General features: G+C 33.4%; 29 protein-coding genes. 15 read left to right on the forward strand and 14 right to left on the reverse strand.

All coding sequences use genetic code 11. The annotated features are described in order from the left end of the window. Positions 1 to 2: 2 nt before the first annotated feature. The 12 genes from pyk (at position 3) to ACFPVY_RS17295 (ending at position 10,368) form a co-directional block, all read left to right on the forward strand. On the forward strand, positions 3 to 1,433 hold the full coding sequence (pyk, locus tag ACFPVY_RS17240) for a pyruvate kinase (protein ID WP_379793405.1): 1,431 nt from the start codon (positions 3 to 5) through the stop codon (positions 1,431 to 1,433). Positions 1,434 to 1,555: 122 nt separating this feature from the next. Beyond that, entirely contained in the window at positions 1,556 to 2,323 is a 768-nt protein-coding gene (locus tag ACFPVY_RS17245) for a Bax inhibitor-1/YccA family protein (RefSeq protein ID WP_379793406.1), read from the forward strand. Between the two features lie 188 nt (positions 2,324 to 2,511). Beyond that, entirely contained in the window at positions 2,512 to 2,721 is a 210-nt protein-coding gene (locus ACFPVY_RS17250) for a hypothetical protein (protein ID WP_379793407.1), read from the forward strand. Between the two features lie 127 nt (positions 2,722 to 2,848). After that, on the forward strand, positions 2,849 to 3,097 hold the full coding sequence (locus ACFPVY_RS17255) for a hypothetical protein (RefSeq protein WP_379793408.1): 249 nt from the start codon (positions 2,849 to 2,851) through the stop codon (positions 3,095 to 3,097). A gap of 43 nt (positions 3,098 to 3,140) precedes the next feature. Next, positions 3,141 to 3,875 carry a GLPGLI family protein gene (locus tag ACFPVY_RS17260; RefSeq protein WP_379793409.1) on the forward strand — a complete coding sequence of 245 codons (735 nt, stop codon included), beginning with the start codon at positions 3,141 to 3,143 and terminating at the stop codon, positions 3,873 to 3,875. 105 nt (positions 3,876 to 3,980) lie between these two features. Next, complete coding sequence (locus ACFPVY_RS17265; RefSeq protein WP_379793410.1) at positions 3,981 to 4,694, forward strand: GLPGLI family protein; 714 nt, start codon at positions 3,981 to 3,983, stop codon at positions 4,692 to 4,694. 116 nt (positions 4,695 to 4,810) lie between these two features. After that, the gene (locus ACFPVY_RS17270) at positions 4,811 to 5,527 is read left to right on the forward strand and encodes a GLPGLI family protein (RefSeq protein ID WP_379793411.1); all 717 of its coding nucleotides are present in this window, start codon (positions 4,811 to 4,813) and stop codon (positions 5,525 to 5,527) included. 106 nt (positions 5,528 to 5,633) lie between these two features. Beyond that, complete coding sequence (locus ACFPVY_RS17275) at positions 5,634 to 5,768, forward strand: GLPGLI family protein (protein WP_379793542.1); 135 nt, start codon at positions 5,634 to 5,636, stop codon at positions 5,766 to 5,768. 20 nt (positions 5,769 to 5,788) lie between these two features. Beyond that, a complete protein-coding gene (locus ACFPVY_RS17280) occupies positions 5,789 to 6,502 on the forward strand; it encodes a GLPGLI family protein (protein ID WP_379793412.1) in 714 nt (237 codons plus the stop codon). 84 nt (positions 6,503 to 6,586) lie between these two features. Then, entirely contained in the window at positions 6,587 to 6,847 is a 261-nt protein-coding gene (locus tag ACFPVY_RS17285) for a hypothetical protein (RefSeq protein WP_379793413.1), read from the forward strand. 49 nt (positions 6,848 to 6,896) lie between these two features. Beyond that, positions 6,897 to 7,616, forward strand: a complete 720-nt coding sequence (locus ACFPVY_RS17290) for a GLPGLI family protein (RefSeq protein ID WP_379793414.1) — start codon at positions 6,897 to 6,899, stop codon at positions 7,614 to 7,616. 85 nt (positions 7,617 to 7,701) lie between these two features. Beyond that, entirely contained in the window at positions 7,702 to 10,368 is a 2,667-nt protein-coding gene (locus ACFPVY_RS17295) for a carboxypeptidase-like regulatory domain-containing protein (RefSeq protein WP_379793416.1), read from the forward strand. Here ACFPVY_RS17295 and ACFPVY_RS17300 read toward each other — a convergent pair whose 3' ends face one another. From ACFPVY_RS17300 to ACFPVY_RS17310, 3 genes are all read right to left on the reverse strand, one after another. Then, the gene (locus tag ACFPVY_RS17300) at positions 10,369 to 10,884 is read right to left on the reverse strand and encodes a PAS domain-containing protein (protein ID WP_379793417.1); all 516 of its coding nucleotides are present in this window, start codon (positions 10,882 to 10,884) and stop codon (positions 10,369 to 10,371) included. 80 nt (positions 10,885 to 10,964) lie between these two features. Then, entirely contained in the window at positions 10,965 to 12,047 is a 1,083-nt protein-coding gene (gene dinB / locus ACFPVY_RS17305; protein ID WP_379793418.1) for a DNA polymerase IV, read from the reverse strand. 80 nt (positions 12,048 to 12,127) lie between these two features. Beyond that, a complete protein-coding gene (locus tag ACFPVY_RS17310; RefSeq protein ID WP_379793419.1) occupies positions 12,128 to 14,209 on the reverse strand; it encodes a recombinase in 2,082 nt (693 codons plus the stop codon). A gap of 83 nt (positions 14,210 to 14,292) precedes the next feature. Here ACFPVY_RS17310 and ACFPVY_RS17315 point away from each other — a divergent pair, with 83 nt between their 5' ends. The 3 genes from ACFPVY_RS17315 to ACFPVY_RS17325 all read left to right on the forward strand — a co-directional run bounded on the left by ACFPVY_RS17315 (position 14,293) and on the right by ACFPVY_RS17325 (position 16,793). Beyond that, positions 14,293 to 14,763: a CYTH domain-containing protein gene (locus tag ACFPVY_RS17315; protein WP_379793420.1), complete on the forward strand. Its 471-nt coding sequence runs from the start codon at positions 14,293 to 14,295 to the stop codon at positions 14,761 to 14,763. 104 nt (positions 14,764 to 14,867) lie between these two features. Next, positions 14,868 to 15,836 carry a YpdA family putative bacillithiol disulfide reductase gene (locus tag ACFPVY_RS17320; RefSeq protein WP_379793421.1) on the forward strand — a complete coding sequence of 323 codons (969 nt, stop codon included), beginning with the start codon at positions 14,868 to 14,870 and terminating at the stop codon, positions 15,834 to 15,836. Positions 15,837 to 15,878: 42 nt separating this feature from the next. Next, positions 15,879 to 16,793 carry an alpha/beta hydrolase gene (locus ACFPVY_RS17325; RefSeq protein ID WP_379793422.1) on the forward strand — a complete coding sequence of 305 codons (915 nt, stop codon included), beginning with the start codon at positions 15,879 to 15,881 and terminating at the stop codon, positions 16,791 to 16,793. A 41-nt stretch (positions 16,794 to 16,834) separates the two neighbouring features. On the opposite strand, the gene ACFPVY_RS17330 is transcribed toward ACFPVY_RS17325, so the two are convergent. The 11 genes from ACFPVY_RS17330 to ACFPVY_RS17380 form a co-directional block, all read right to left on the reverse strand. Further along, positions 16,835 to 17,143 (reverse strand): hypothetical protein, encoded by a 309-nt coding sequence (locus ACFPVY_RS17330; RefSeq protein WP_379793423.1) that lies wholly within the window; start codon positions 17,141 to 17,143, stop codon positions 16,835 to 16,837. Between the two features lie 144 nt (positions 17,144 to 17,287). Beyond that, a complete protein-coding gene (locus tag ACFPVY_RS17335; RefSeq protein WP_379793424.1) occupies positions 17,288 to 18,007 on the reverse strand; it encodes a DUF3667 domain-containing protein in 720 nt (239 codons plus the stop codon). Between the two features lie 119 nt (positions 18,008 to 18,126). Further along, positions 18,127 to 18,567, reverse strand: coding sequence for a DUF1801 domain-containing protein (locus tag ACFPVY_RS17340; protein ID WP_379793425.1), 441 nt, complete (start codon positions 18,565 to 18,567; stop codon positions 18,127 to 18,129). Positions 18,568 to 18,684: 117 nt separating this feature from the next. Next, entirely contained in the window at positions 18,685 to 19,047 is a 363-nt protein-coding gene (locus ACFPVY_RS17345) for a hypothetical protein (protein WP_379793426.1), read from the reverse strand. Positions 19,048 to 19,142: 95 nt separating this feature from the next. After that, positions 19,143 to 19,661, reverse strand: coding sequence for a hypothetical protein (locus ACFPVY_RS17350; RefSeq protein ID WP_379793427.1), 519 nt, complete (start codon positions 19,659 to 19,661; stop codon positions 19,143 to 19,145). 160 nt (positions 19,662 to 19,821) lie between these two features. After that, positions 19,822 to 20,535: a hypothetical protein gene (locus ACFPVY_RS17355; RefSeq protein WP_379793428.1), complete on the reverse strand. Its 714-nt coding sequence runs from the start codon at positions 20,533 to 20,535 to the stop codon at positions 19,822 to 19,824. Between the two features lie 236 nt (positions 20,536 to 20,771). After that, positions 20,772 to 21,833 carry a toxin-antitoxin system YwqK family antitoxin gene (locus tag ACFPVY_RS17360; RefSeq protein ID WP_379793429.1) on the reverse strand — a complete coding sequence of 354 codons (1,062 nt, stop codon included), beginning with the start codon at positions 21,831 to 21,833 and terminating at the stop codon, positions 20,772 to 20,774. A 39-nt stretch (positions 21,834 to 21,872) separates the two neighbouring features. Further along, positions 21,873 to 22,511 (reverse strand): hypothetical protein, encoded by a 639-nt coding sequence (locus ACFPVY_RS17365; protein WP_379793430.1) that lies wholly within the window; start codon positions 22,509 to 22,511, stop codon positions 21,873 to 21,875. 187 nt (positions 22,512 to 22,698) lie between these two features. After that, positions 22,699 to 23,238 (reverse strand): DUF4274 domain-containing protein, encoded by a 540-nt coding sequence (locus ACFPVY_RS17370; protein ID WP_379793432.1) that lies wholly within the window; start codon positions 23,236 to 23,238, stop codon positions 22,699 to 22,701. 171 nt (positions 23,239 to 23,409) lie between these two features. After that, on the reverse strand, positions 23,410 to 24,030 hold the full coding sequence (locus tag ACFPVY_RS17375) for a hypothetical protein (protein ID WP_379793433.1): 621 nt from the start codon (positions 24,028 to 24,030) through the stop codon (positions 23,410 to 23,412). Between the two features lie 185 nt (positions 24,031 to 24,215). Then, positions 24,216 to 25,037 (reverse strand): hypothetical protein, encoded by an 822-nt coding sequence (locus tag ACFPVY_RS17380; protein ID WP_379793434.1) that lies wholly within the window; start codon positions 25,035 to 25,037, stop codon positions 24,216 to 24,218. Between the last annotated feature and the right edge of the window lie 2 nt (positions 25,038 to 25,039).

Raw genomic sequence — 25,039 nt, forward strand, 5'->3', positions numbered from 1 at the left:
AAATGTTGACAAACAAAAAGACGAAAATCGTAGCTACATTAGGACCAGCTTGCAGTACTAAACCTGTTTTAAAAGACATGATTGACGCTGGAGTAAATGTATTTAGGATTAACTTTTCTCACGCAGATTACACAGATGTGAAGGCTAGAATCGATATGATTCGTGAGCTGAATGACGAATTTGGATACAACACGGCTATTCTTGCCGATTTGCAAGGGCCAAAACTTCGTGTTGGAGTTATGAAAGAAGATGTGGTAGTTGCTCCTGGCGATATCATTACTTTTCAGACTGCAGACGACGTTCCTGGAACTGCGGAAAGAGTTTATATGAACTACAAGCAATTTCCTGCTGACGTGAAACCGGGTGAAAAAATCCTTCTTGACGATGGTAAATTGATGTTCGAAGCGCTTGAAACAAACGGAACTTCTGAAGTAGTTTGTAGAGTTGTTCAAGGCGGACCTTTGAAATCTAAAAAAGGGGTAAACTTGCCAAATACAAAAGTTTCGCTTCCGGCTTTGACCGAAAAAGATATCAGAGATGCACTTTTTGCAATTGAAAACCAAGTAGATTGGATCGCACTTTCTTTCGTAAGAAATGCTGAAGATTTAATGGAATTGCAAGATTTGATTTCTGCTAATTCAAGCTATAAAATTCCAATTATTGCTAAAATCGAAAAACCAGAAGGTGTTGAAAACATCGATAAAATCGTAGCTTTCTGTGACGGTTTAATGGTTGCTCGTGGAGATCTTGGTGTTGAAATTCCAGCACAAGAGGTTCCGTTGATCCAAAAGAAATTGGTTCAAAGAGCAAAAACGGCTAGAATTCCGGTAATTATCGCAACTCAAATGATGGAAACAATGATCACAAGCTTGACGCCAACACGTGCGGAAGTGAATGACGTTGCCAATTCTGTAATGGACGGAGCTGACGCAGTTATGCTTTCAGGAGAAACTTCGGTTGGAAATTATCCAGTTCAAGTTATCGAAAAAATGACGCAAATCATTGAAGCTGTGGAAGATTCTCCGCTAATTCAAGTACCGCAAAATACGCCACAAGTGAGAACGAAACGTTTTATCACAAAATCAATCTGTCACCACGCCGCTTTGATGGCAAACGTAATTAAGGCAAAAGCGATCTGTACATTGACAAACAGCGGTTATACTGCTTTCCAAATTTCGGCTTGGAGACCGCAATCACACATCTTGGTATTTACTTCAAACAGAAGAATCTTGACGCAGTTGAGCCTTCTTTGGGGAGTTAATTCTTATTTCTACGACAAATTTGTGAGCACGGATGACACTGTGACTGACGTGAACGAAATTGCAAGAGAAAAAGGATATGTGGATAAAGGTGATTTCTTGATCAATCTTGCAGCAATGCCAGTAGTTGACAAAGGAATGGTAAACACTTTGAGAGTTTCTGAAATAGAGTAATTTCAAACTTAAATAATAAAAAAATCCGTCAGAAATTCTGGCGGATTTTTTTTTGTAGCATGATTTTTGGGATTACATCAAAAGAAAAATTATATTTGAACAAATAATAAAATACATACAAAATGAATTTTAAATCAAACAATCCTTTTTTAGGAAATAAGAATTTCAGCAAACCGACAACGTATGCTGCACAGCAAGATTCTACCTTGATTACTTATGATCAAGAAATGACTGTTTCTGGAACGATCAACAAAAGTTTCATTATGCTTTTGCTTCTTTTGGCGACTGCATCTTTGACTTGGTACATGGCTTTTAACGGAACAAATCCAATGCCTTTGGCAATTGGTGGTGCGGTTATCGGATTCATTTTGGTTTTAGTTTCTGCATTTAAACCGCATCTTTCTACGTATTTGGCTCCGGCTTATGCGTTATTTGAAGGTCTATTTATCGGAGGAATTTCTGCCGTTTTTGAAGCAATGTATCCAGGAATCGTGATCCAAGCCGTGGGAGCAACATTTGTGACTTTTTTGGTATGTTTTGGTTTATATAAATATAACATCGTGAAAGTAAACGAGCAGTTTAAATCAGTCGTCATTGCGGCGACTTTGGCCGTGGCAACTTATTACTTGATTTCTTGGTTGTTGTCAATGTTCACAAGCTTTATTCCCGTTCACCACGGAAATTCTTTAATGAGCGTTGGAATCAGCGTGGTAGTTATCATCATTGCCGCTTTGAACTTGTTCTTAGATTTTGACTTAATCGAAAAAGGAGCTCAAAAAAGACTACCAAAATACATGGAATGGTTTGGTGCGATGGGATTGATGATTACTTTAGTTTGGTTATACATCGAGTTCTTAAGATTGCTTTCAAAGCTTTCAAGCAGAAATTAAAAAGTTTAAAATATATAATTATAGGCCGGACATTTTGTTCGGCTTTTTTTTGTGCAAAAAATAAATTCATACGCAGAAATAATTTTTTTAATAATATTTAAAGAAATTTATTATTAATTTATGGAAAAACGTAATAAACATTAAAAAATAACAGTAAACTTGTGCTTTATAAAACTATACGCACAAAAATGAAAAATAAAACGATAGAACTCAACGAAATTGAACTGATGATAGTGCAATTATTGGCGCAAGGTATACGTAATAAAAACCTTTGCGAACATATTAATCTTTCAAACAGCGCCATCGAAAAGCGAAAGAAGAAATTGAAAGAAAAATTAAATTTCAATGGAAACGATGAAGATTTATTGAAAATTGCTAGAGAAAATAAATGGATTTAAAAATGTGTGGTTTTTCCGTAACACAGAAATTATTTTAAATCAAAATTGTTTTATTTATTTGTTTTGTTGATCAACAAAACAATTTTAATAACATTTCTGCAAATTTCAGAATAAAACTTTTACATTTATGAAAAAATTTATGTTTACAGCTATCGCAATGGTAGCTTTTATGGGAAGCTCAATGGCGAATACTATTGAAAATAACGAAAAGGAATTAAGCTTTTTAAAAACACAAGAGGAACTCGGCGACTTCAAAAAAACCGATTGTGTAAAAGTAGCTAATGCCCTAATTGTATTACATGAGTATACTACAGCTTGGGAAAATGTGGTAACTTGGATAATTATTTACAATAATTGTGAGGCAACTTCAAATTAATTAATTAGCGACCATCTTTTTGGTCGCTACCTTTTCTAAACACATGAGGATACAATTTATATATATTATCATCTTTACAAGCTTATCTGCTCTAGGTCAGCAAGATTTATCAACTCGAATTTTATACAAAGCCGAATACATTGGGATTATTGAAAACTTATCACAATCTGCAGAGCAAAAAGAAATACAGCAGTTATATAAAGATAATTATCCAAAAATTGAAATGGAACTGATTTTTAATAAAAATAAAAGTCTTTTTGAATCTATTAAGTCACCGAGCGAGAACGGAAATATGTACTATGAACTGGCCCATTTAAAAGTTTCGGGCAATAAAACATATTATAAAGATTTGGTGACAAACGAAGATTTTTTTAAAGTAGACTTTCAAGGAGATACATTTTTGGTAAAAAACAGTCAAGAAAAATACAATTGGGTTATTACATCAGAATCAAAAACAATCGGCGGTTTCAAATGCTTTAAAGCAAATGGAACAAAGAAAATTATAGCAAACGTTTTTTCTCCGGCAAAGGAAATGGCAATTGAAGCTTGGTTTTGTCCAGAAATCCCAAAGTCACTAGGACCATGCGGTTACGACGGACTTCCTGGAGTAATTTTAAGTATAACATCAAATAATATTTTAATCTACGCTTCTGAAATTCAACCAAATCAAAAGCTTGAGATTAAAAAACCCGAGGCCAAGACATATTTTGAAAATGAAGCGGCATTTGAATCCATGATGGTGAAAAAATTTACTGAATTAAGAAATAGTAGAGGTTGACAAAAAACAATGATTAACCAATTATATCCGCTTTTCTTATTAGTAGCGTAATTTTCATTAAACACTATATAATTTATCTCTAAACTGGAATACTAAAAAGGAGACATGCAAAAGATAATTATTATTTTACTATTAACAACAAGTTCCATTTTTTCGCAAAATAGTATATATGTTGAATACGGAGTAAAAATAAATGTGATCGAAGGAAGCTTTATGACAAATGAAACCCTTCGAAATGCGCTAAAATATGCAACTGAAAATGATGAGTCACTATTGTTTGCATTATTTATAAGCAAAAAAAATTCCCGCTTTTTCAATTTGAAAAAGTTAGAATCAGATGACAATAAAATGCTCGATGACTTAGCTTTAACCTTTAGTGGCTATGGAGGTGAAGTATATGATTTTGACAATTCGATTTATTCGGAAGTATTCAATTTCGGACAAAATCTGTATCAAAAAAAAGCCAAAATTGACAATTGGATTCTTATTAATGAAACAAAAGAAATCGACGGATATTTATGTTATAAAGCAACCAATATAAATAAGGTAATCAATTCGGTAAACACCTTTAATCATCCAGTTACTGCTTGGTATTGTCCAAAATTGCCTTACAACAATGGACCAAATGGATATGGTAATTTACCTGGCCTAATTTTAGAACTTCAAGTCAGAAATGTTGTTTTTGGTGCAAAGAAAATTGATACGAATTCTAAATTTAAATTTGACTTTTCTTTTTTAAAAAAAGCAAAAACTATCACAAAGGAAGAAATCGAAAGAATTATAGAAAAAGAATATAGCGACAAAACGCTTAAAAAATAAAACACATTATTCCATTCATCATCTTGATTTTTTAAAACGCAATATTAAAAAAGTTTAGTGAGTTTAAAAAAAGCAGAAATTAGTGTAACCCAAAATAAAATTATAATATTAATCCCATGAAATTAATCCTGTTGTTTTGGTGTATTTGTTTCTCTAATCTTACATTTTCTCAGTATTCTGGAACAGCAGAATACCGCGCCATAATTGGCAAGGATTCCTTATTTCAAAGCCAAGAAATCTTAAAAGACATTTACAGCGACGCAATGGACAATTCTTCAAAACTTACATTTTTACTTAAATTTAATGGCAGCGAGTCACTTTTTAGTCTGAAACAACAAATAATTGCAGAAAATATCGACTTTGCATTATCGTTAGTAGATTTTGAAAATCCAATTTATACCAATAATTTTACATTTGAAAAAATTTATACTTCTGATGACAACGAATACCTAATTACAGATTCTTTAAAAACCGATTGGAAACTCACATCTGAAACAAAGGTGATTGACAATTATGTCTGTTATAAAGCCACGTCAGAACATATCGTGGCCAATCTGAAAGGCACATTTAATTTTCCGGTAACAGTTTGGTATTGCCCAGCGTTGCCTTATTCTTTTGGGCCTGCCGGATATGGAAAACTTCCAGGATTGATAGTCGAATACCAACGACGAAATTTTGTATACGGGCTAACTAAACTGACGATTGATAAAGACAAAACAATTGCATTAAAAAAACCCTCAAAAGGAACAAAGATTTCAAGCAAAGAATATAATGCTAAGATACTTGAAGATTATAAAAGGTCAAGAGAAGATTTTGAACGTTCAAAAAATTAATTTCTGAATTAGATCAACACCATTTGATGAATAATTATAAATGTTACAAAGCAACTGCTATTGACAGTGCATTGAATTACAAAACTAAAAATACATAATCCAGAATATTACGGCGTGGTTCTCGCCAGAAATTCCATCTAATTTTGGACCAATGGGTTGGGACGGATTACCCGGATTGGTTTTGGAGGCATCAAAATCCGAAAAAAATTATTTTATTGCAGAAAAAATTACTTTTAAGTAATACTGTATAAAATTCACACAATGATAAAGCCGTTATATATATTAATATTTTTATTTTTTGACAGTTACTCCCAGAAAATAAATTCTGGCGTAGTAACATATGGCATTAAGCTCATTCACAAAAAAGATAGCGCTTCACAAAAATTGATGCTGGAAATGCATCCAAATTTTTTTAATGTTGCCAACGAAATTGAATTTGAATTATCATTTAATTCTAACCAGTCTTTTTTTACTGAAAAAACGAAAATGTACTCAGATCAACAAACCGCTTTTACGATTCTGGCTAAGATAGCAATATTTGGAAATACGAAAATTAAAAGTGATTCTATTTATAAAGAGTACATAATTGAAAACATAGGTCAATATATCGTAAAAAGTGAAACTTTAAAAAACTGGCAAATTACTGAAGAAACAAAAAAAATAGATAAGTTCGTTTGTTACAAGGCAACGAATGAAGTAATAATTACAAATCCAAGAGGTACATTTAAACATCCTGTTATAGCGTGGTTTTGTCCAGAAATCCCATTTCAATATGGACCAAATGGTTTTGGAGGCTTACCCGGATTGATACTCGAAATTCAAACAACTGTTGGTGTATTTGGCGCTAAAAAAATCACACTGAGTAAGGAAATAAGAAAAATTTCAGGTTTAAAAAATTTAGAGATTGTTTCTGAAACAGAATATGACAAAATCAGCATAGATAATTACAAAGCATTTTTAGAAAGTCAAAAATAGCATTGATTAAGTTCATGACAAAAATGAAATAAATTAATTTACCGTCTATAATTTTAATTTTCTGCGTTTAGGTAATAATTAATTATGAAAAAATTTATGTTTACAGCTATCGCAATGGTAGCTTTTATGGGAAGCTCAATGGCGAATACTATCGAAGTTGAGAAAGCCTGTCCTGAAGAAAACATTCCCGAAGACGACAAAGGAATTTACACATATGCTGATGTGTATCTTGACGCTCTTGCATATTGGGATGACATGTTAGATTATGAAGATTATAACATGGCTAATTATCTAGCGCACCAAGCCTACGACGATTGCAACGGGGGTGGTGGAATGCTTTGTTAAATTAATCAAATGGCTACTAAATTAGTAGCCATTTTTAAATAAATTATATATGAAAACATTAATTTTTCTCATCTTTTTTTCTATAAATTTCAATGTACATTCTCAAACTGCAATCATAAACTATCAAGTGATTGCAAACGATAAATTATTAGATATAGCAAAAAAAGCATCAAATACAAAATTTGAGATTGATGGTGTTGATAATGCAATTAGCAGATTAGAATATCAATTAGAAATAAACAAAAATACATCTTACTTTTATTTATTGCCAAGTTTAGATTTAGAGGATAAAAAATCGAAATTTGCTAAAATTTTCGCAGGAAGTGACAAATATTTTAGCAACGGAAATGAAATCATTAAAAAAACAGATTACTCAGGAAAAACTTTTAATATTAGTTTGGAATCAAATTATGATTGGAAATTGAGTAACGAAACAAAAATGATAAATAACTACCTATGCTATAAAGCTACTTTAGAAGCGAAAAATTACAAGGGTGCCATTTCTAAAGTTATAGCTTGGTATAGCCCGAAAATACCTTTCAATTTTGGCCCTAAGGGATATAGTAAACTTCCTGGTCTTATTCTGGAATTACAAGACAAATTGGTAACTTATTTAGTTTCAAAAGTTCAACTAAATAATGATATCTCAAATAGGGTCAACTTAAAAAAAGAAAACATAATACAAGATGATGACGTTATTTCAGAAGATAAATTTCATGAGATAATCGAAAAAGTAAAGCACAACATAACACAAAAGCATAAAGATTAGCATAACATTATGTCAAAATGATTTTTTCAAATAATAACTTCAAGCAACTAAGTGCTCAATTTAAAGAATTATATCCTAAGAATAAATGCCAAAATACCTTTTTTTATTTCTATTATTTGCAACGTCAGCTTTCTCCCAACGAACCATTACCGGAACCATTTCTGATACCCTAAATTCTCCGTTAGAATCTGCAAATGTGATGGCAAAACCCTTGCAGGAAAACGCTTCCATCAAATTTGCCATTGCAGATAATAAAGGAAGATACCATCTTGTTTTAGAAAAAAATGTAAGGTACGAACTCGCCGTTTCTTACATCGGATATAATGACGACACTTTTATTTTGGAGGCTGACGCTACTATTTCAGAGCATCATTTTGTCTTGAAAAATACCGGCGAAACATTAAAAGAAGTCATCATCACCCATGAATACAAACCAATTGTAGTCAAAAAAGACACTCTGATCTATGACGTAAAGGCTTTCGCCAAAGGCAATGAGCGAAAGATGAAAGAAATACTAGAAAAACTTCCAGGTGTTGAAGTTGATAAAAACGGAGGCGTTACCGTTCAAGGTAAAAAAGTAACAAAAATGCTGGTGGAAGGAAAATCATTTTTCGGTGGCGGTTCAAAACTTGCCGTAGAAAATATTCCTGCAGACGCGATCGATAAAGTTGAAGTCATTGACAATTTTAACGAAGTTGGGTTCATGAAACAGGTTTCAGACAGCGAAGATCTTGCCATGAACGTCAAGCTGAAAGAAGACAAAAAGAAATTTATTTTTGGCGATCTCCAAGCTGGCATTGAGGCAGGAAATGATGATAATGGCTTTTATCTGGGCCACGCAGCTTTGTTTTATTACAGTCCAAAAACCAATCTCGGCTTGATTGCAGACGCAAATAACATCGGCAAAAGTGCTTTTACTTTTCAAGACTTGATGCGTTTTGAAGGTGGCGCGAGCAGTTTTCTTTCAGGTAGAAAATCGTTGTCAAATTTATATTCTTTCGCAACCGAAAATACCGATGTTGTCGAAAATCGCTCGCAGTTTGCTGCGCTAAATTTCAGCCACGAGTTTTCTGAAAAACTAAATGTTTCCGGATTTGGATTGTTTTCAAAAGTTTTCACGCTCTCAAAAGAGGAAATCCACAACCAATATCTTCAGAATGAAACGATTGCTTTTGAAGATAAATTTCAGAAAGACAGCAATAAGTCATTGCTTGCGATGGGAAATATAAAATTAGATTATACCCGAAACAAAAACGAGAAATTATATTACAATGCTCAATTTCAAGGAAGCAACAATGATTTCAGAAGCACAATAAATTCGGTTTCGAATGTCGGCGCAAATACCTTCGAAACCTTCAAAAATGCAGACAATTCTTCCTTCAAGGAATATTTGGAATACCACAAATCCATCAATAAAAATCATACCGCAACTTTCGTTGTAAACCACGCTTTTGACAACAATAAGCCGACGAACACGTGGTTAACGGACAGCGAATTCTTAGCCGGATTTATTCCGTTGCAAAACGATGAAATTTATAATATAAGCCAAATTAAAAATATAAAAAGCAATAGTATTGACGCACTTTTAAAGCATTATTGGATCATCAATAATTTCAACCATTTATATTCTGTTATTGGAAATAATTTTGGGGCAACCAATTTGCAGACTTCCGAAAAACAGCTCCTTTCTGACGGAAATATAAATGATTTCGCTTCATCCGGCTTTGGAAACAATATGGATTACCAATTAAATGATGCTTACGCAGGTTTTGAATACAAGTTTAAAATCGGAAAAATCACGAACAAACCCGGAATCTATCTGCATTGGTATGACTTGAAAACCAATCAAATTGAAAGCAACAATTCTTTCAGAAAAATGCTTTTTGAACCGCAATGGGACAGCGAATTAGAGTTCAATAAATCAGAAACTTTAAAATTCAAGTACAAATTGAATAACGATTTTCCAAATCCAGATTTGCTGGCAGAACGCTTTACTTTAGAAAGCTATAATTCTGTTTTCAAGGGAAATGCACTTTTAAGAAACGAACGTTTTCATTCGGCTAATTTGTATTATTCAAAATTTAGCATGTATCGGGGCTTGATGATAAACGCTTCGGCTAATTTCAATAAAAAAGTAAAAACGATCAGAAATGAAATCGTCTTGCAGGGAATCAACCAATATTCGATGCCAACGATTACAGACAATCCCGAAACAAACTGGCGGTTTTCTGGGCGCGCAAGTAAAAACATTTACCGTTTTAATCTCGGAATAAATGCCAATTTAAGCTGGTTCAAATACATCCAAACAATAAATGAAACGACAACGAAAAACAACAGAAACAGTCAAGACATTGGTTTGGAACTAAAAACCGCCTATAAAAAATGGCCCTTTGCAAGTGTAAAATACTCAAAAGGTTTTAGCGAATTCACCGGATTGACTTCTTCGAGTTTTGAGACCGATCAATTGGAAGCAAGGTTGGAATATTCAATAACTGAATCACTGACGTTAAAAGCAGATTATGAAAATTTTAAAAACTCAAACAGCCTGAACCAAGACAATCGCTATCAAGTTGCAAATGCTTCGCTGTTTTACCAAACGAAAAACAGTCCTTGGGGATTTGAGGTTTCGGCAACAAATTTCTTGAATAACAGCGTAAAAAAGACAAGTTCTTTTTCTGATTATCTGATCAGTGAAAGAACTACTTATATCTTGCCAAGAATATTTTTATTGAGCGTAAATTATAAATTGTAATCAAGCCACTTTTTCAAACGCCACAAAATTCACAAGCTGTTTTTTTGAGTTAAAAACAGGAAATGCCTGGATCTTGCAATCGTAAGTTTCGCCATTTTTCTTATAGTTTAAAATGGTTTTTTCAAAAGGTTTTTGGGAATTTATAAAAGTTTTAATTTCTTTCAAATCTTCTTTTGAAGTAGCTTCGCCCTGAAACATTTTTGGAGAATTCCCAACGACTTCCTCGCTTGAAAAACCAGTCATTTTCAAGATATTTTTAGAAGCAAAAACGATAGTTAATTGCGCATCAGTGACCACGATTGTTTTTTCTTGTTGCAACGCTTCATAAAAATTCCAATTGCCAAGCCAACGATTCGTTTGCGCAAACTCTTGGAGCCTTTCAGCGTCAGAAAGCGATACTTTTAAGTTGTCGAAATGGGCCGCATAAAAATCCCAAGAATGTAAAGGCATCGTATTTCCTTCCGCAATCTTGGCTAATTTTTCAAGCGCATTATCGTATGATTCCAGATCAGACATTTGATAAATTTTAAACAAATATAAATATTATAACAACTGCTTTTAAAAAGTTGGCGATGTTTAACTGTTGTTGATTGTTTTTAAAAATCAAATTTTAACTGCACAACAACTGTTTTTTTGACTTCTGTATTTAAATTCCCTAAGGATAATCCCAGCAAACGAACAGAATTTTTCATCTTTTCTTGGTAAAGCAATTCGCTTGCCACATCCAGAATCAGACTTTTGTCTGCAATAAAGTAAGGCATTGTTTTACTGCGAGTTTGAACCGTAAAATCGCTATATTTTATTTTTAATGTAACTGTTTTTCCAGCAATCTTGTGCTTTTTCAATCTTCGTTCTAACGTTGCCGCAATAGATTCCAATCGTTCCATCATAAAAATTTCTGACGTAAGGTTTTCGTCAAAAGTATGTTCGGCACCAACTGATTTTGCAATTCGTTCAGATCGCACCGGACTGTTGTGAATTCCCCGAACCACATTGTAATAAAATCCGCCTGATTTTCCGAAATTTTTTACTAAAAATTCCAATGATTTCTCCTTCAAATCTTTTCCGGTAAAAATGCCAAGATGATACATTTTATCAGTCGTAACTTTCCCAACTCCATAAAACTTCCGAATCGGAAGTACTTCCAAAAATTCCAAAACATTATCCGGATTTACCGTTTTTTGTCCGTTTGGTTTGTTGAAATCCGAAGCTACTTTTGCGATAAATTTATTGACAGAAATTCCGGCAGAAGCTGTTAAACCCACTTCATCCAAAATTCTTTTTCTAATTTCTTGAGCAATCAAAGTCGCACTCGGATTTCCTTTTTTATTGACAGTCACATCCAGATATGCTTCGTCAAGGGAAAGCGGCTCGACCAAATCAGTGTAGTCATAAAATATTTTTTGGACCTGTGCCGAAATTTCTCGGTAGCGCTCAAATCTTGGTCGCACAAAAATAATATCGGGACAATTTTTCTTGGCCAAATATCCGCTGATCGCACTTCTTACACCAAATTTTCGCGCTTCATAACTTGCTGCAGAAACCACGCCCCGATTCTCGCCACCGCCAACAGCCACAGGTTTTCCGCGCAATTCTGGATTGTCCATTTGTTCTACAGATGCATAAAAAGCATCCATATCCACGTGAATAATTTTACGATTTTGATTGATCTCCTGCATAATCTCCCCAGAAAAAGTAGTTCTGATTTTCAGTTCAAAAGTAATTCAAATCCGCCTTTTTTACTATCAAATTCTTTTGATTATTTCTTTAAATCTGAAGCCAAATACGTTGTCGCCGTTTCTGTTTTAACCTTGCTTTCAGAAGGAAAAAAGAAACTCATCGGCTTGTTTTTGAAATGTTTCCAAATTGAAGAAACAATAAAGCGAACTTCCAGCAAAGGGATATTTCTGGAACGGAAAGCCAAACCTAAAGAAAGTGCAAAACTGACCAAGAAGTTGACCAAACCAATGACTCCGATTCCAACTATGCTCCAAATAATTAAATCCAAAGAGGCCATCCAATCACCGCCATAAAGACCGAGCGCCATATTCCCGGAAGCAAAAGTGATGTGTCGGATATCTAAATTTAATCCGAAAAATAAGCCAATGGAAGCGGTCGAACCCATAAAAACTCCGAACCAAAAGTTAGAAATCACGCCGGCCCATTTCTTTTCGTATAAGTCAGCAAATTTCTTGGTTTTTACTCTTCCAAAACTCTTCTTCAATAGCGGATGCTCTTGAATTCTATAATAAACGTGGCCGTGTTTGTCTCTATTTGCAATACTTCCCGAGATAATTCCGGATAAGAAAAGGAAGACTCCGGCAATGGCCGCGTGAAAAATCGCAGGCGAAAGAATCGGACTCAAATCGGTCAATAATTTTGTCCATTTTGAAGCAGCAATGTTATATTCTAAAGCATAATCAATCAGCCAAATTCCGAGTAGAGAAACCGGAAACGCCATAATCACGTTACCCACAAAAGCGATAAATTGCGAGCGAAAAACTCTGGCAAATAAAACCGCAAAAGCATTGTGCTTTTCCGACGGATTTCCTTGTTTTTTCATACCTTTTTCTAGTGCGCTGATCAAAGCCGAAGCCGTCATCGCAGGCTGTTTTGTGGCCAAAGTAAAACCGCAAAGATAAATTGCAATAAATCCGAGCGAATAATTCATGCTGTATAAAAACGCGTGTCCAAAATCGCTGGTTTCGACTTTCCCTAAAAGCACTTTTATGATGCACAAAATCCCAACGATCAAGCCTCCGCCCAACGCCGCCTTGAACATTTTGAAATATTCTGACTTGCTTTCTGTGATGTATTTTTCACCCGTTTTTGCAGTGTGTTGCGTAACTTCATACGATAAAAGTTGCGTGCTTTCGCTGATCAAACCGCGCACGTCATTCTTATAACAATTGTATTTTATCAGCTTTAAAGCCAGCTGGATTCCGTTATTTTTTTTGTTTTCTTCAAAATCAACAACTAACAATGGCATCAAAACTTTCAGTCGGTGCAATTGCTGTCTGATTCGGAGCAAGTTTTGATTTACACGCAATGAAATTCCGTATTTTGAAGTATTTGCAAATGCTTTTTCAACGAAATCAATGCACTGTTTATGCAAAATCAAAAGCTGTTTATAATATAAATCTGCCGAAGAAATAAAATGATCACGGTCAACACCACGTATATTTTCATCGATTTGGTGCAATTCTTTTTCAAATGCGGCGAACGGACTTTCAAGATTATCATACTCTGGAACCATCTTAATTACTGCGGTTTCCATTGCACGACCAGAAATTCGTTGCGTGATGATGCTCATTGAAAGCAATAATTCTGACAAAGGAGAATCTTCTTCAACTGAATCATAAATGGTTCCGAATAAAAGCAAATCATACAATTCTTCGATTTGATCTATCGGAATTTTATTGACCCAAATCGAATCTGTGTTCAAGTAAAAAACTTGGTTCAAGACATATTCTAGCGATTCTTTATTGGGTTGAAACGGGAGAAATTTGGCAAAAAGGCGCTTTCTCACTTCAAAAATAAAATCAACATCTTGAAGAATTCCCGCATCTGACAAGAATTTATTGAACTCTTTGTGATGCAGTAAATGTTTTATGTAATACGAAAATTGTAATCTAATAAAGTCATGTTTTTTAAGAAAATCTAAGAGTTCATATATGTCAATTCTGGCTGTTAATTTCGCGTTTTTCGGCCGTATGATACTAACCAACTGCACCAAAAGCTCGATTTCGTCTTGCGTTTGTGTCCAAAGTTGGGCCTCGTCAAAATAATGACTTAAGAAAGAGGTAATTGTGATTTGAGGCTTTGATTTTTTAAATTTCATAGGGGTTTAAGCTAAGCTTTAACTGTAAAAATACAAATTGGCGAACATTTATCAGTAACTTCGTGTGGTAAAAATATCATAATATGCTCGAAATCGAACGAAAATTTTTGGTTAATTCCGAAGATTTTAAATCTCAAGCCTCACATAAAAACCAAATTGCACAAGGCTATTTAAACAGTAATCCAGAACGAACGGTTCGAGTGAGAGTCAAGGGTGAAAGCGGATTCTTAACCATCAAAGGAAAGGGAAATGAAACTGGAATGACCCGTTTTGAATGGGAAACCGAAATCTCATTGTCGGAAGCTAAAAATTTAATTCAGTTGTGCGAAAATGGCGTGATTGATAAAATCAGATATGAAGTTGAAATTGGAAACCACACTTATGAAGTTGATGAATTTTTTGGTGACAACGAAGGTTTGGTTGTAGCAGAAATTGAACTTAAATCAGAAGATGAAGCTTTTGAAAAACCAAAATGGCTTGGGCAAGAAGTTACTAATGACGAACGATATTACAACGCTTACTTGAGCAATAATCCGTTTAAAAACTGGAAATAAATAATAAATAATTCACCGCAGATTATCTGATTTTTTTGGAAACCTAAACTTGGATTTTACTTTTCAAAAAATAAAAATCTTTGAATCTGCGGTACATTTCAACTATGAAATATGATTTAATAATTGTCGGCGGTGGGCCAATTGGCTTGGCTTGCGCGATTGAAGCTCAGAAGAAAAAACTCAATTATTTGATTATTGAAAAAGGCGCTTTGGTCAATAGCATTTTCAATTATCCGCTGTACATGACTTTTTTTTCAACAGCTGAACGTCTTGAAATTGGCGACATTCCGTTTAATTGTTTGACTCCAAAACCGGGACGACAAGACGCGCTGGAATACTACCGAAATATTCACCGTTATTTTAATTTCAATATTAATTTATTCGAAAAAGTGGAAAGTGTTTCCAAAGAAGAAAATGGCGAATTTTCAATAATTACGGACAAAAAAAGCTACATAAGTTCCAATGTAATTATCACAACCGGATTTTATGACATTCCGCTTTATATGGACATTCCTGGCGAAGATTTGCCAAAAGTAAGACATTATTACAAGGAAGCCCACGAATATGCTTTTCGCAAGATTTTGGTTGTTGGCGCCAATAATTCGTCGGTTGACGCTGCTTTAGAATGTTACCGAAAAGGTGCCGATGTAACGATGGTCATCCGAAAAAATGAAATCAATAACCGAGTGAAATATTGGGCAAAACCCGACATTGAAAATCGGATTGCTGAAGGAAGTATCAAAGCTTATTTTGAATCTACACTTTGCGAAGTGCGAGAAAATGAAGTGGAAATCAATACGCCTGAAGGCAAAATTACGCTGGAAAATGATTTTGTTTTGGCTTTGACTGGATATCGTCCTGATTTAGAATTTCTTTCAAAAATGGGAATCCAACTATCTGAAGACGCCAAAAAAGTACCACAATATAATCCGGAAACGATGGAAACCAATGTGCAAGGCCTTTATTTGGCTGGCGTAATTTGTGGTGGAATGGAAACGCACAAATGGTTTATTGAAAACTCGAGAGTGCATGCAACTATGATTTTAGATTCGATTGTATCGAAAAATTCTTAAATTTGTAAATAGATACTTATAAATAGTTAACCCAAATCTACTATGAAAAAAATGCTACTTCTGGCAATTTTGCTTGTTTCCGCTTTTGCCAATGCGCAAAAAATGAGCACAATTACTTATTTCCAAAATGACACTTTAAAATTGGATTTGGATTTATTTGAACCAGAAACAGCTTCAAAAACCAAACTTCCGTTGATGATTTATGTTCACGGTGGTGGTTTTTCTGGTGGACAAAGAGAATCAGGTCATAGTTTTTGTAAATATCTAGCAAACAACGGATTTGCTTCTGCCACGATCACTTATACTTTGTATGCAAAGGGAAAAAACTTTGGCTGTGACGGTGCGCTTCCGAATAAAATAAAATCATTTCAGTTTGGAGCAAATGACTTGTGGCTGGCGACTTCTTACTTTATAAAAAACAGCAAAAAGCATAACATTGATGTGGATAAAATCTTTGTTTCGGGGTCAAGTGCCGGAGCTGAAACGGTTTTGCACGGCACTTTTTGGGATTTTAAAACGATGAATTTGTATAAAAATACGCTTCCGAAAGACTTTAAATATGCCGGATTGGTTTCTGGTGCGGGAGCGATTATGGATTTGAATTTGATTACGAAGAAAAATGTAATTCCGATGTTGTTTTTCCATGGAAGTGCAGATGTTACTGTACCTTTTGGAACTGCAGCGCATCATTTTTGCAAGACAAATGCAAGCAATTGGCTGATGCTTTTTGGGTCACATTCGATTTACAATCACGCGTTATCATTGAACGAATCTGCTTCGTTGTACACGTTTTGCGGTGGCGGTCACGAATACAGCGGAACACTTTTTGAAAAGGATCAATTTTATATTTTGAACTTTTTAAACGATGTTTTGGCCGGAAAAAAAGTGCAAAATCATACGGTTTTCAAAACCGGAAAGAAGACGGATAAGGCCAATCCTTATGTGTTTTGCGATTAATAAAAAAAGATTCTTGAATTCCTTGCAGTCCTTTTGGTTATTCAGGGGTGAGTTACTTTGACAACAACGCCATGGCCTATCAAATTCTCGTTTTCATAAAAATCAAAATCCAAACCTTGATATAATTTTTCCTTGAAATTCTCGATGTTCAACAGCGTTATTTCGGCATTGACAACATCTCCAGGAAACACCAAATCAGTATCCATAAAATTTTGAATTCCTGTAAAGTGATTTTGTTCAAAAGAAAAATGTATTGTTGCCCTGTATCCTGATGAAACTGGAGTCGTTTTGTTACTTTCTTCGGCTGAAGCAAAAGTTAGTAAAGCTATGAAATGCGGTTTTCTTTCCATTAGACAACTTTTATTGGCTGGTTTTTAGACAAAAATACAATTAATGAAATTAAAAATTTAGGTTTGTGAACTTATGTTTTAGTTGGATTTTCATGATATGAAGCATCAAATTAATTGGTACTTAAGTTGCATTTTCTTGTTGCTTTAATCGACATATCCACCAAATACCAAGATTAACGCCATTACAATAATAAAGGTTGCCAAAAAAATCAGGTGGCTAAGAATGGAAAGAAAAAGCACCTTTATTTTGCCCATTCGATCAAAGAACTGAAAGTTGGTCCAATAAATTAAGATAACATCAATAATGTAAAGTGTCGTAATGAAGTTTGAAAGCATCGGCGTGCCATTGAAATAATACAAAATCGGAAACGTGACAATATGCAGAATCAGGCGCTGCGAAGCTTTAAATGTATTTAATACTAAATATTCGATGTAATTATATCCTTGTTTTCGAAAACTGATGTAAGTGCCAAATGTGTAAAACGGAATAGTCGCCAAGGTAAGCCAAGAATAATGCTTTGAAATCCAGTCATTTAAATTCAGCTTTATGCCTTCTTGCGCATTTTTAAATAGATTAATGTCAAAATAATGATACAATAATCCATAAATGGTGGCAAGCACGATCACAAGAGAAATCGGCCCAAAATGCTTGATCCTTTTGCCTTCAATAAATTCGCGTATTGAATGTCCCGGACGCAAATAAAGCTCTTTCGCAGAGTAATACATGCCTTTATCAAAATGGAACAATCCATGCTGAATGTCATGCCAGATAAAATGCGCATTAAGTTGATGCGTTGCAGCAGATTGCCCGCAGTTGTTGCAGAAATTTCCTTCGAAAGTGTTATCGCAATTTTTACAGATCATAGTTTTTGGTTAGCTTTTCTTATATTTAAAGGCGACTGTGTTGTCAAAATAACCTGGCTTCAATTAGAAAAGATAGTATTAATTTACGAAAAAAAAATCTTTTTCAATTCTCTAAATTTCTATCTCTTGCAAGCGCCACATTCGTGGTTTTCGTTAATATATTCGATGGTTGATTTGCTTAGTTTTTCTAAAACCTCAAGATTTAAGTCAGCTAATTTTTTGAAATAAATACAGGCTTTTCCCATTTTAAATTTGCCTAACTCTTCCAACAGTTTTTCACTGACATCGCTTGGTGTGTAAATATAAAGCGAAAATTCTGCTTTGCGAGGCGAAAACCCAATGATGGGCGCGTCTCCTTCGTGACCGCTGGCATATTTATAATGATAAGCGCCAAACCCAATGATTGTGGGTCCCCACATCGTCGGCTCAAATCCAGACCATTCTTTCATAAGTTCAATTAAACGGAAACTGTCTTGCATTTTTTGCTCTTGTTCCACATAAGAATTTATAAAATCGGTTACATTTTCAGTCGTGTGAGTAGTTTTATTTTTGACAGCCATAGCTTCTGTTTTAAATTTTATGCAGGTGCAATATATTGAAAAACTATAATTTAAGTGAAAGAAAACTACTTAAAATCATCTTTAAGTTTTGAAAAAAATTAAAGATTTCTTCGGATTTTACAAAGTTTGATTTTTCTTCTGAATACAATCGACGTTTAAGGAAATGCCACTTTCACCAAGCCTTTTCATTTCTTTTGCAGAAAATCCCATTGCGCATTGTTGGTCATATTCATAAAAGAGCCAGAATAAAATATCTTCTTTATCAATTCCTAAAATTTTTAAGCGCTCAAAATTAGGTTCGAGCAATTCTAGAAAAACATTTATAAAATCAAAATAATCGTTATGTTCATCGGTAACTACCTGATAAGTCCAAAGATTATAGTCTTCCGTTTCTAACGCAGGAATTACACCAAGCAAACTTGTTACTTTTTGATAGGTTTCAATATTTTTAGTCGTAATATGTAAATTGTGGAATTTCATTTATTATAAATAAATATAAGTTGCAAATTACAAGAAATGAATTAAAAAATCCTCGTTCAAAATTCTTTGTTGCTATCAAATTTCAGCTACTAACTTTATTTCAGAATTTTGTTTAAAAGATAATCTGCGATTTCCTCATTTTTATTATTGATATCATGAGTGGCTTTTACAACAGTTTTGAAACTTAAAATAACTGCATCGTTGTCTTTTTGTTTGAGTTCTCCATTAAAATTAAACTTCATATTTCTGTCATAGCCACTATTCTCACTGGTAGTAACGGCGTTATCTATATTTAGAAAAAACAGAAAATCGTTATTTTGCAAATTCCCGTTTGAATTATAATGCGTTTCTTTTTTAGAATATCTGAAGGCTATTGCAATATTTTGTTTCAGGAACCTTTTTTTAATTTCGTCTCCAAGATCTGTAAAAAAATATTTCACATATTCAGCATCCCCAGAAAACACAAATTCAATTTTCGATGGCGGAGTATAGTTTTCTGCATAAAAAACTTTTGTTTCATTTATACCAAAAGTAGGATTCTTTTGTGAAACCATTTTATTTGAAAAAGAAAGAAAAGTCAAGATACACAAAAAGAATAGTTTTTTTGTTTTCATACTGTTTGTTTTGAATTTAATTTTATTGTTTTATTTCTAGTTTTGTTATATGCTTGCCGATAACCGATGGACTATTGCTCAATTTTCAGTTTCGCCCTATTGTTGCAAAACCATGTTATTGGCTAGTTTTATAGTTCAATTTAAGTATGATTTTTTATGGCTAATAATAAATGTATTCTTGAAAAATAACATCACTTAATTGTTTTTCATCTAACGTATTGTATAAGTAAATAATAGTGGGATTATCGTATTCATCATATTTTTTTACTACTTCTATGTGATAACTGATGTCGGTTTTATCATAAGTTTTAGTTGTGATAGTTGATTTTATTTTTTCAATTTTGTTGTTGTTTACTATCGTTTCTCTTTTTTCTAAGCATTCATAATCGCCTTGTTTGAAATTATCTTCAATGACACTAAATTCTTTGTTCAGTTTTATAGTTTGAGTTTGACTATAATTTCCATCATTTATATCAACAATTTTATAGGTAAAATCGTCTGACCAAGCATATTTAAATTCTTTTTCTTGTTTTTTTTGCTTATCAAATGAAACGATCTCTTTGTAACTAATCTCTTTACCCTTTCCTGAAAAAATCATCGTCACATAAATTGTATTTTTTTCGTTTTTGTTTGAAGTATTGTATTCAATAGAATTTCCATCTTCATCAAAAGTTTTGATATAGCTACGAAAAAAGTTAGTGGTATCAAGAGGAATTTTGTTGTTTTCCACTTTGCATATATACTTTTTCATTTCTTTTACATTACCTTTTAGTCCATATTCTACTTTTTGGGAATAGCTTTCTGTGGTATTGTTCGTTTGTAAATTACAAGAAGAAAGCAAGACTATATTTAATAAGAGTAAGATTTTATTCATTTTTATTGTGTTTGCTATTTGTCTGCAGGTCTGAAAATTACCGCTAACTTTTTTCTGTTAGGTATTGATTTTATTGGCTTTTTCGACCTTTTTTATATTAGTGTATTGATACTTTTTGTTATTCCCCCCTTACCGAAGCACAAAAGCCGATATTATTACTAAAGTTCAATTGAAAAACTAATGTTGAATTTTGCACTTCAGCCCGCCTGACGCAAAGCCCTTGTTAGCAGTAGTTTTTACTCATTACTTTCAATGTATTCTGGAACACAACCACCTAACATATCGCCATCACTTTCTATTATTGCGAGTTTATATTTTCTAAAGTTTTTACTGTAACCATATTGGTCTTGACTATAATCGTACACAAAAAAATCTACTTTATGAACATACATTAACCATTGGTAGATTTCACATTCAAGTTTATAAGCTGTGCCTATTTTTTTGCCATCCAAAAAATACTCTATTCGATAGTTGTCATCATCCAATAATCTTTTTGAGTTTTCTTCATTAAAACAATGCTCTCTACTCGGAATAATTATTTCCCATTTCTCGTATTGTTGGTTGTTTCTATAAAAATCTGCAATGAATTTTAGGTTATCTTTTGTCTCCGTTTTCTCAACAATAATTTTGTGTTGGATAGTATCATTTATAGTTGTGGTTTTTTCAAATCTGCTCTTATAGTTACCCGTTATTTTTTCTTTCCTTACTGCTGAATGGTATTTTCTTTCAGAATAACATTCATAGTTATCTGTCAGATAGTTGCATTCTTTTGTAAATGAAAGCACTGGGTTAGTTTCAACAGATTTTTTGAGCACACCATTATCATAATGTTTTTTTTCGGCAGTAGAATGTCTATTGAAACTTTGCCATCCATCTAACTTATCTGATGTATAATACAAGGTGTCTTTTCCAAAAACAAAATCTAACTCCATTCCTTCTTTCAGGTCTTTTTTAAAGTTTGATATTGTTTCTATAGTTCCGTAACTATACATAAATTCAGTCCATTTTCCTTCTTTTAAGCCATTAACGTAAGCACCTGCTTTCTCTTTTTTGCCAAAACGAAAAATAGTACTCATTGTATCATTTTTTAATCCATCAGTAAAATTAACCTTCTCAGACAAGTGGTCATTTGGCATTTTGTACTTTAAATGATAACGACCATTTAATGGTATGTTTTTATAAAAGTATTTGTTTTCAATAATGGTTAATTTTTCCTCCTTAATTTTTTTATACTGACCAAAAGTTAGTGTAGATTGGATTGTGAAGCAAAGAATTAAAAGCAGTGTTAACTTTGACATTATATTTTTCTTAATTGGTGAAATCTTGGTTGATATTGCTTAATATCCCCATTTTGAATTATGTCTTTTGTCAAATCTATCATCCTTTATTTTGAGGTCATTGATTCTAACTCGAACAAAATAGTCGCCATCTTCATCATTAACTTCTGTGCAATAAAGCAAAGTTTTTTTTGTCCCATTCAATTTCTCTAAAATAACATATTTACCGTTGTTAAATTTTTTGACTTTATCAGTGGTAACATCAATATAATCTTTGCTTCCGGATATTAAGTTTTTATATTCATCTTTTGTCATATAAGTTGAAAAGTCAACTCTTCTAAATCTTTTTTGATTGTCAGTGTAAAATGAAACCACTTTATCCTTGATTTTAAAATTCTTAAAAGAATACAAGCCCTCAATTTTTGCGTGTGGAATTCTATAGATATAATCTTCTATAGTATCTGTCCAAATTTGTTTTTTTTGTATTGTGTCGAAATAAGAATATTTTCCAACAATTAGGATTAAGTCAGCCTTACTTACTTTAGAAAATAAAGTATCGAGATTTTCTTCAAATTCTATTTTATCTAAATCAAAAGTTCCAAATTTCTGTCCGATATACTCTGGATTTTCCTGTCCGTTACAAGCAGTAAATAAAAGTGTAAAGTTTAAAAAGAAAATTAGTTTGTATATTTTCATCATTTTTTGTCTGTTTATTTGTGTTAAGTAAGGTCGGTCTGAAAATTACCGCTAACGGATTAGGGCTTTGCGATGGTGGGGCAATCGAAGCACAAATTTTCAATTTTGTACAAAAGTTCAATCGAAGAACAACTGTTGAACTTTGCAGTTTCGCCCCACTATTGCAAAACCCTTGTTAGCCGTTCGCTTTTTATTCGATGTCATATTTTTCATATAGTTCGTCTTGCATTTCATAAAGTTCAGGTGGCATTCCCTCTATGAAATTTTCAGGCTCTTCAACTTTTTGTCCTTCAAATTTCTCGAACATAATGTCAGGTATATTTCTTACAGTTATTTTGTCTGCGTAATCACTTGTCCAGTCGTAGTTTTGTTCGTCATTTTTAGGATCAAACTCAAAATTATTGCCTTGGTAGAAGTCTTTTAAAATATTATTCTCAACTCTTTCTACAAATTCAAAGTCTGCTAATCCATATTTTTCCTTTGAGATTAGGTCGTCTTTGTCCAAAAATTTCTTCCAATATCTTGGTGCAGATTTCCAATAAATCATTAAAGCAGTTGCTTTGTCGGTTTTTGGATTATCAATAAGCCAGTTTAAGAATACAGAAGAACTGTCCCAATTCCATTCCATTGCCATTTGATGCCAAATTTCAGGATTTACAGTTTTGACGTATTCTAAAATTAGATTGTCAACTATTTCTTCAAATTTTTCGTCTGATATTTTTTCTTTCATACTGTTCGATTTCGGTCGGTCATAAAGTGACGGCTAACGGATTAGGGCTTTGCGATGGTGGGGCAATAGAATTCCGTCAGCCCAACCCTTGCACAAAAGCCAAATTGGAAAACTGAAGTTGAGCCTTTGCACATCAGCCCTACTATTGCAAAACCCCTGTTAGCGGCAGTTTTATTTGTCGGTCTTTTCGTTCTCAATATAATTTGTCACAATTTTTAAAAATTCGTCTTTGGTATAAAATTGTTCTAAAAATTCACTCAAAGTTCCCTCATTTGATATTTCGCTAAAAAATTCTTCGTGGTCTGTCCCAAAAACAGTTGGGTTGTCTGGGTTATTGTCAGATAGACAGATATAAAGATTGTCAGGAAAGCCGTTACTGAATAAAAGATTTATAAGGTCTGGTTGCTTGTTTTGGCTAACTGTATAAATTTCAGAAAGGTCAACTTCGTCGTCGTCCGTAAAAATATCATTCCATTCGTCGTAGTCCGCTGTGCCTTTTTTGTATGGCGTAAACAAAGTTCCTCTATAAAACATTTGTCCATACGGATTTTCTTGTTCAGAGAAAAAATGTTTTATTAGGTTTAAATAAAAGCTCTCTTTGTTCTCTGAATAGAGGGTTTTGTTCTTTGCGTAATATTCGTCAATTCCATAAAGTTCAGTTCCCCAAAGTTCGTGAGGATATAACGGCTGCTTGAATTCTATTGCTTGCAAAACTTCTTGCAAAGAAGTTCCTTTTACATTATCAATATTTCCACCTAATTCCTTTATTCTTTCAAGTATTTCTTGTTTCATATGTCGGTCTAATGTTTATGTCGTTTTGGGTGTCCGCAAAATTGCCGCTAACGTTGCGGGGCTTTGCGTTCGGGCGGGAAATCGAAGCACAAAAGCTGGTTTTATAACTAATGTTTAATTGAAAAACTACTGTTGAATTTTGCACTTCAGCCCGCCTGACGCAAAACCCTTGTTAGCGGTAGTTTTTATTGTCCTTTCAGCTTATAGTAGCCAACCTGAAATTCGTAATTATTTCTAAATCCATTAACGATGAAGAAATATTCACCAGGTGCATCCAAATTTTCTACCAAGGTTACAAGTGATACATCATCTACTTTTTTGCTGTACAAAATTTTAAAATCTTTTATTGTTGTCCTGTTTTTTATAAAATCATTCACTCTTGAGATATTGTTGGTTGCTTTTGTTTTATAATCTAATAGTGCAGAACTTCCGTTCTTTACCTCTTCTGCATATTTGTCAATAAGTGTCGAATATTTTTCATTCAATCTATCGTCGTTCAAATTACCGTTGCTTTTTATCAGTTTGAATCTGTCATTGTTAATAGGCTTTATAAAATACCCAACAAAGCCACTGCTGAAAACTATATTCTTCGTTTCACAATCGCCATCTTGTTGGAATTTATTTACCTGTATAAAGATGTGGTTTTCATCGGTGAAAAAATATTTTCCTGTAGATGAAGGGAAGCAATCGTTTCCGCATTTTGCACTATAAAAGTTATTAAAAGTATTTTCGGCATTGAATTTTATAGAAGTTCCATAAGTGAAATATTTGTCCGTTGTGTCTATTTTATAAAGAACATATTCTTGGTCATTTACTGTATCCTGTCCAATAATTTCTGATATTTTGAAAACCTTATTACGCAAATTATATTTATCTAACTTGTTTTGTTCAGGTAGGTTCTGCGGTATTTGCATAATAGAATTTTCAATTGATGTATTATTTTTTTCCTGTCCATTACAAGAAATCATAAACGGCAAAATTGCAAGTAGTAATAAAAGTTTTTTCATTT

Source organism: Flavobacterium qiangtangense, assembly GCF_042658345.1.
GTDB classification, from domain to species: Bacteria; Bacteroidota; Bacteroidia; order Flavobacteriales; family Flavobacteriaceae; genus Flavobacterium; species Flavobacterium qiangtangense.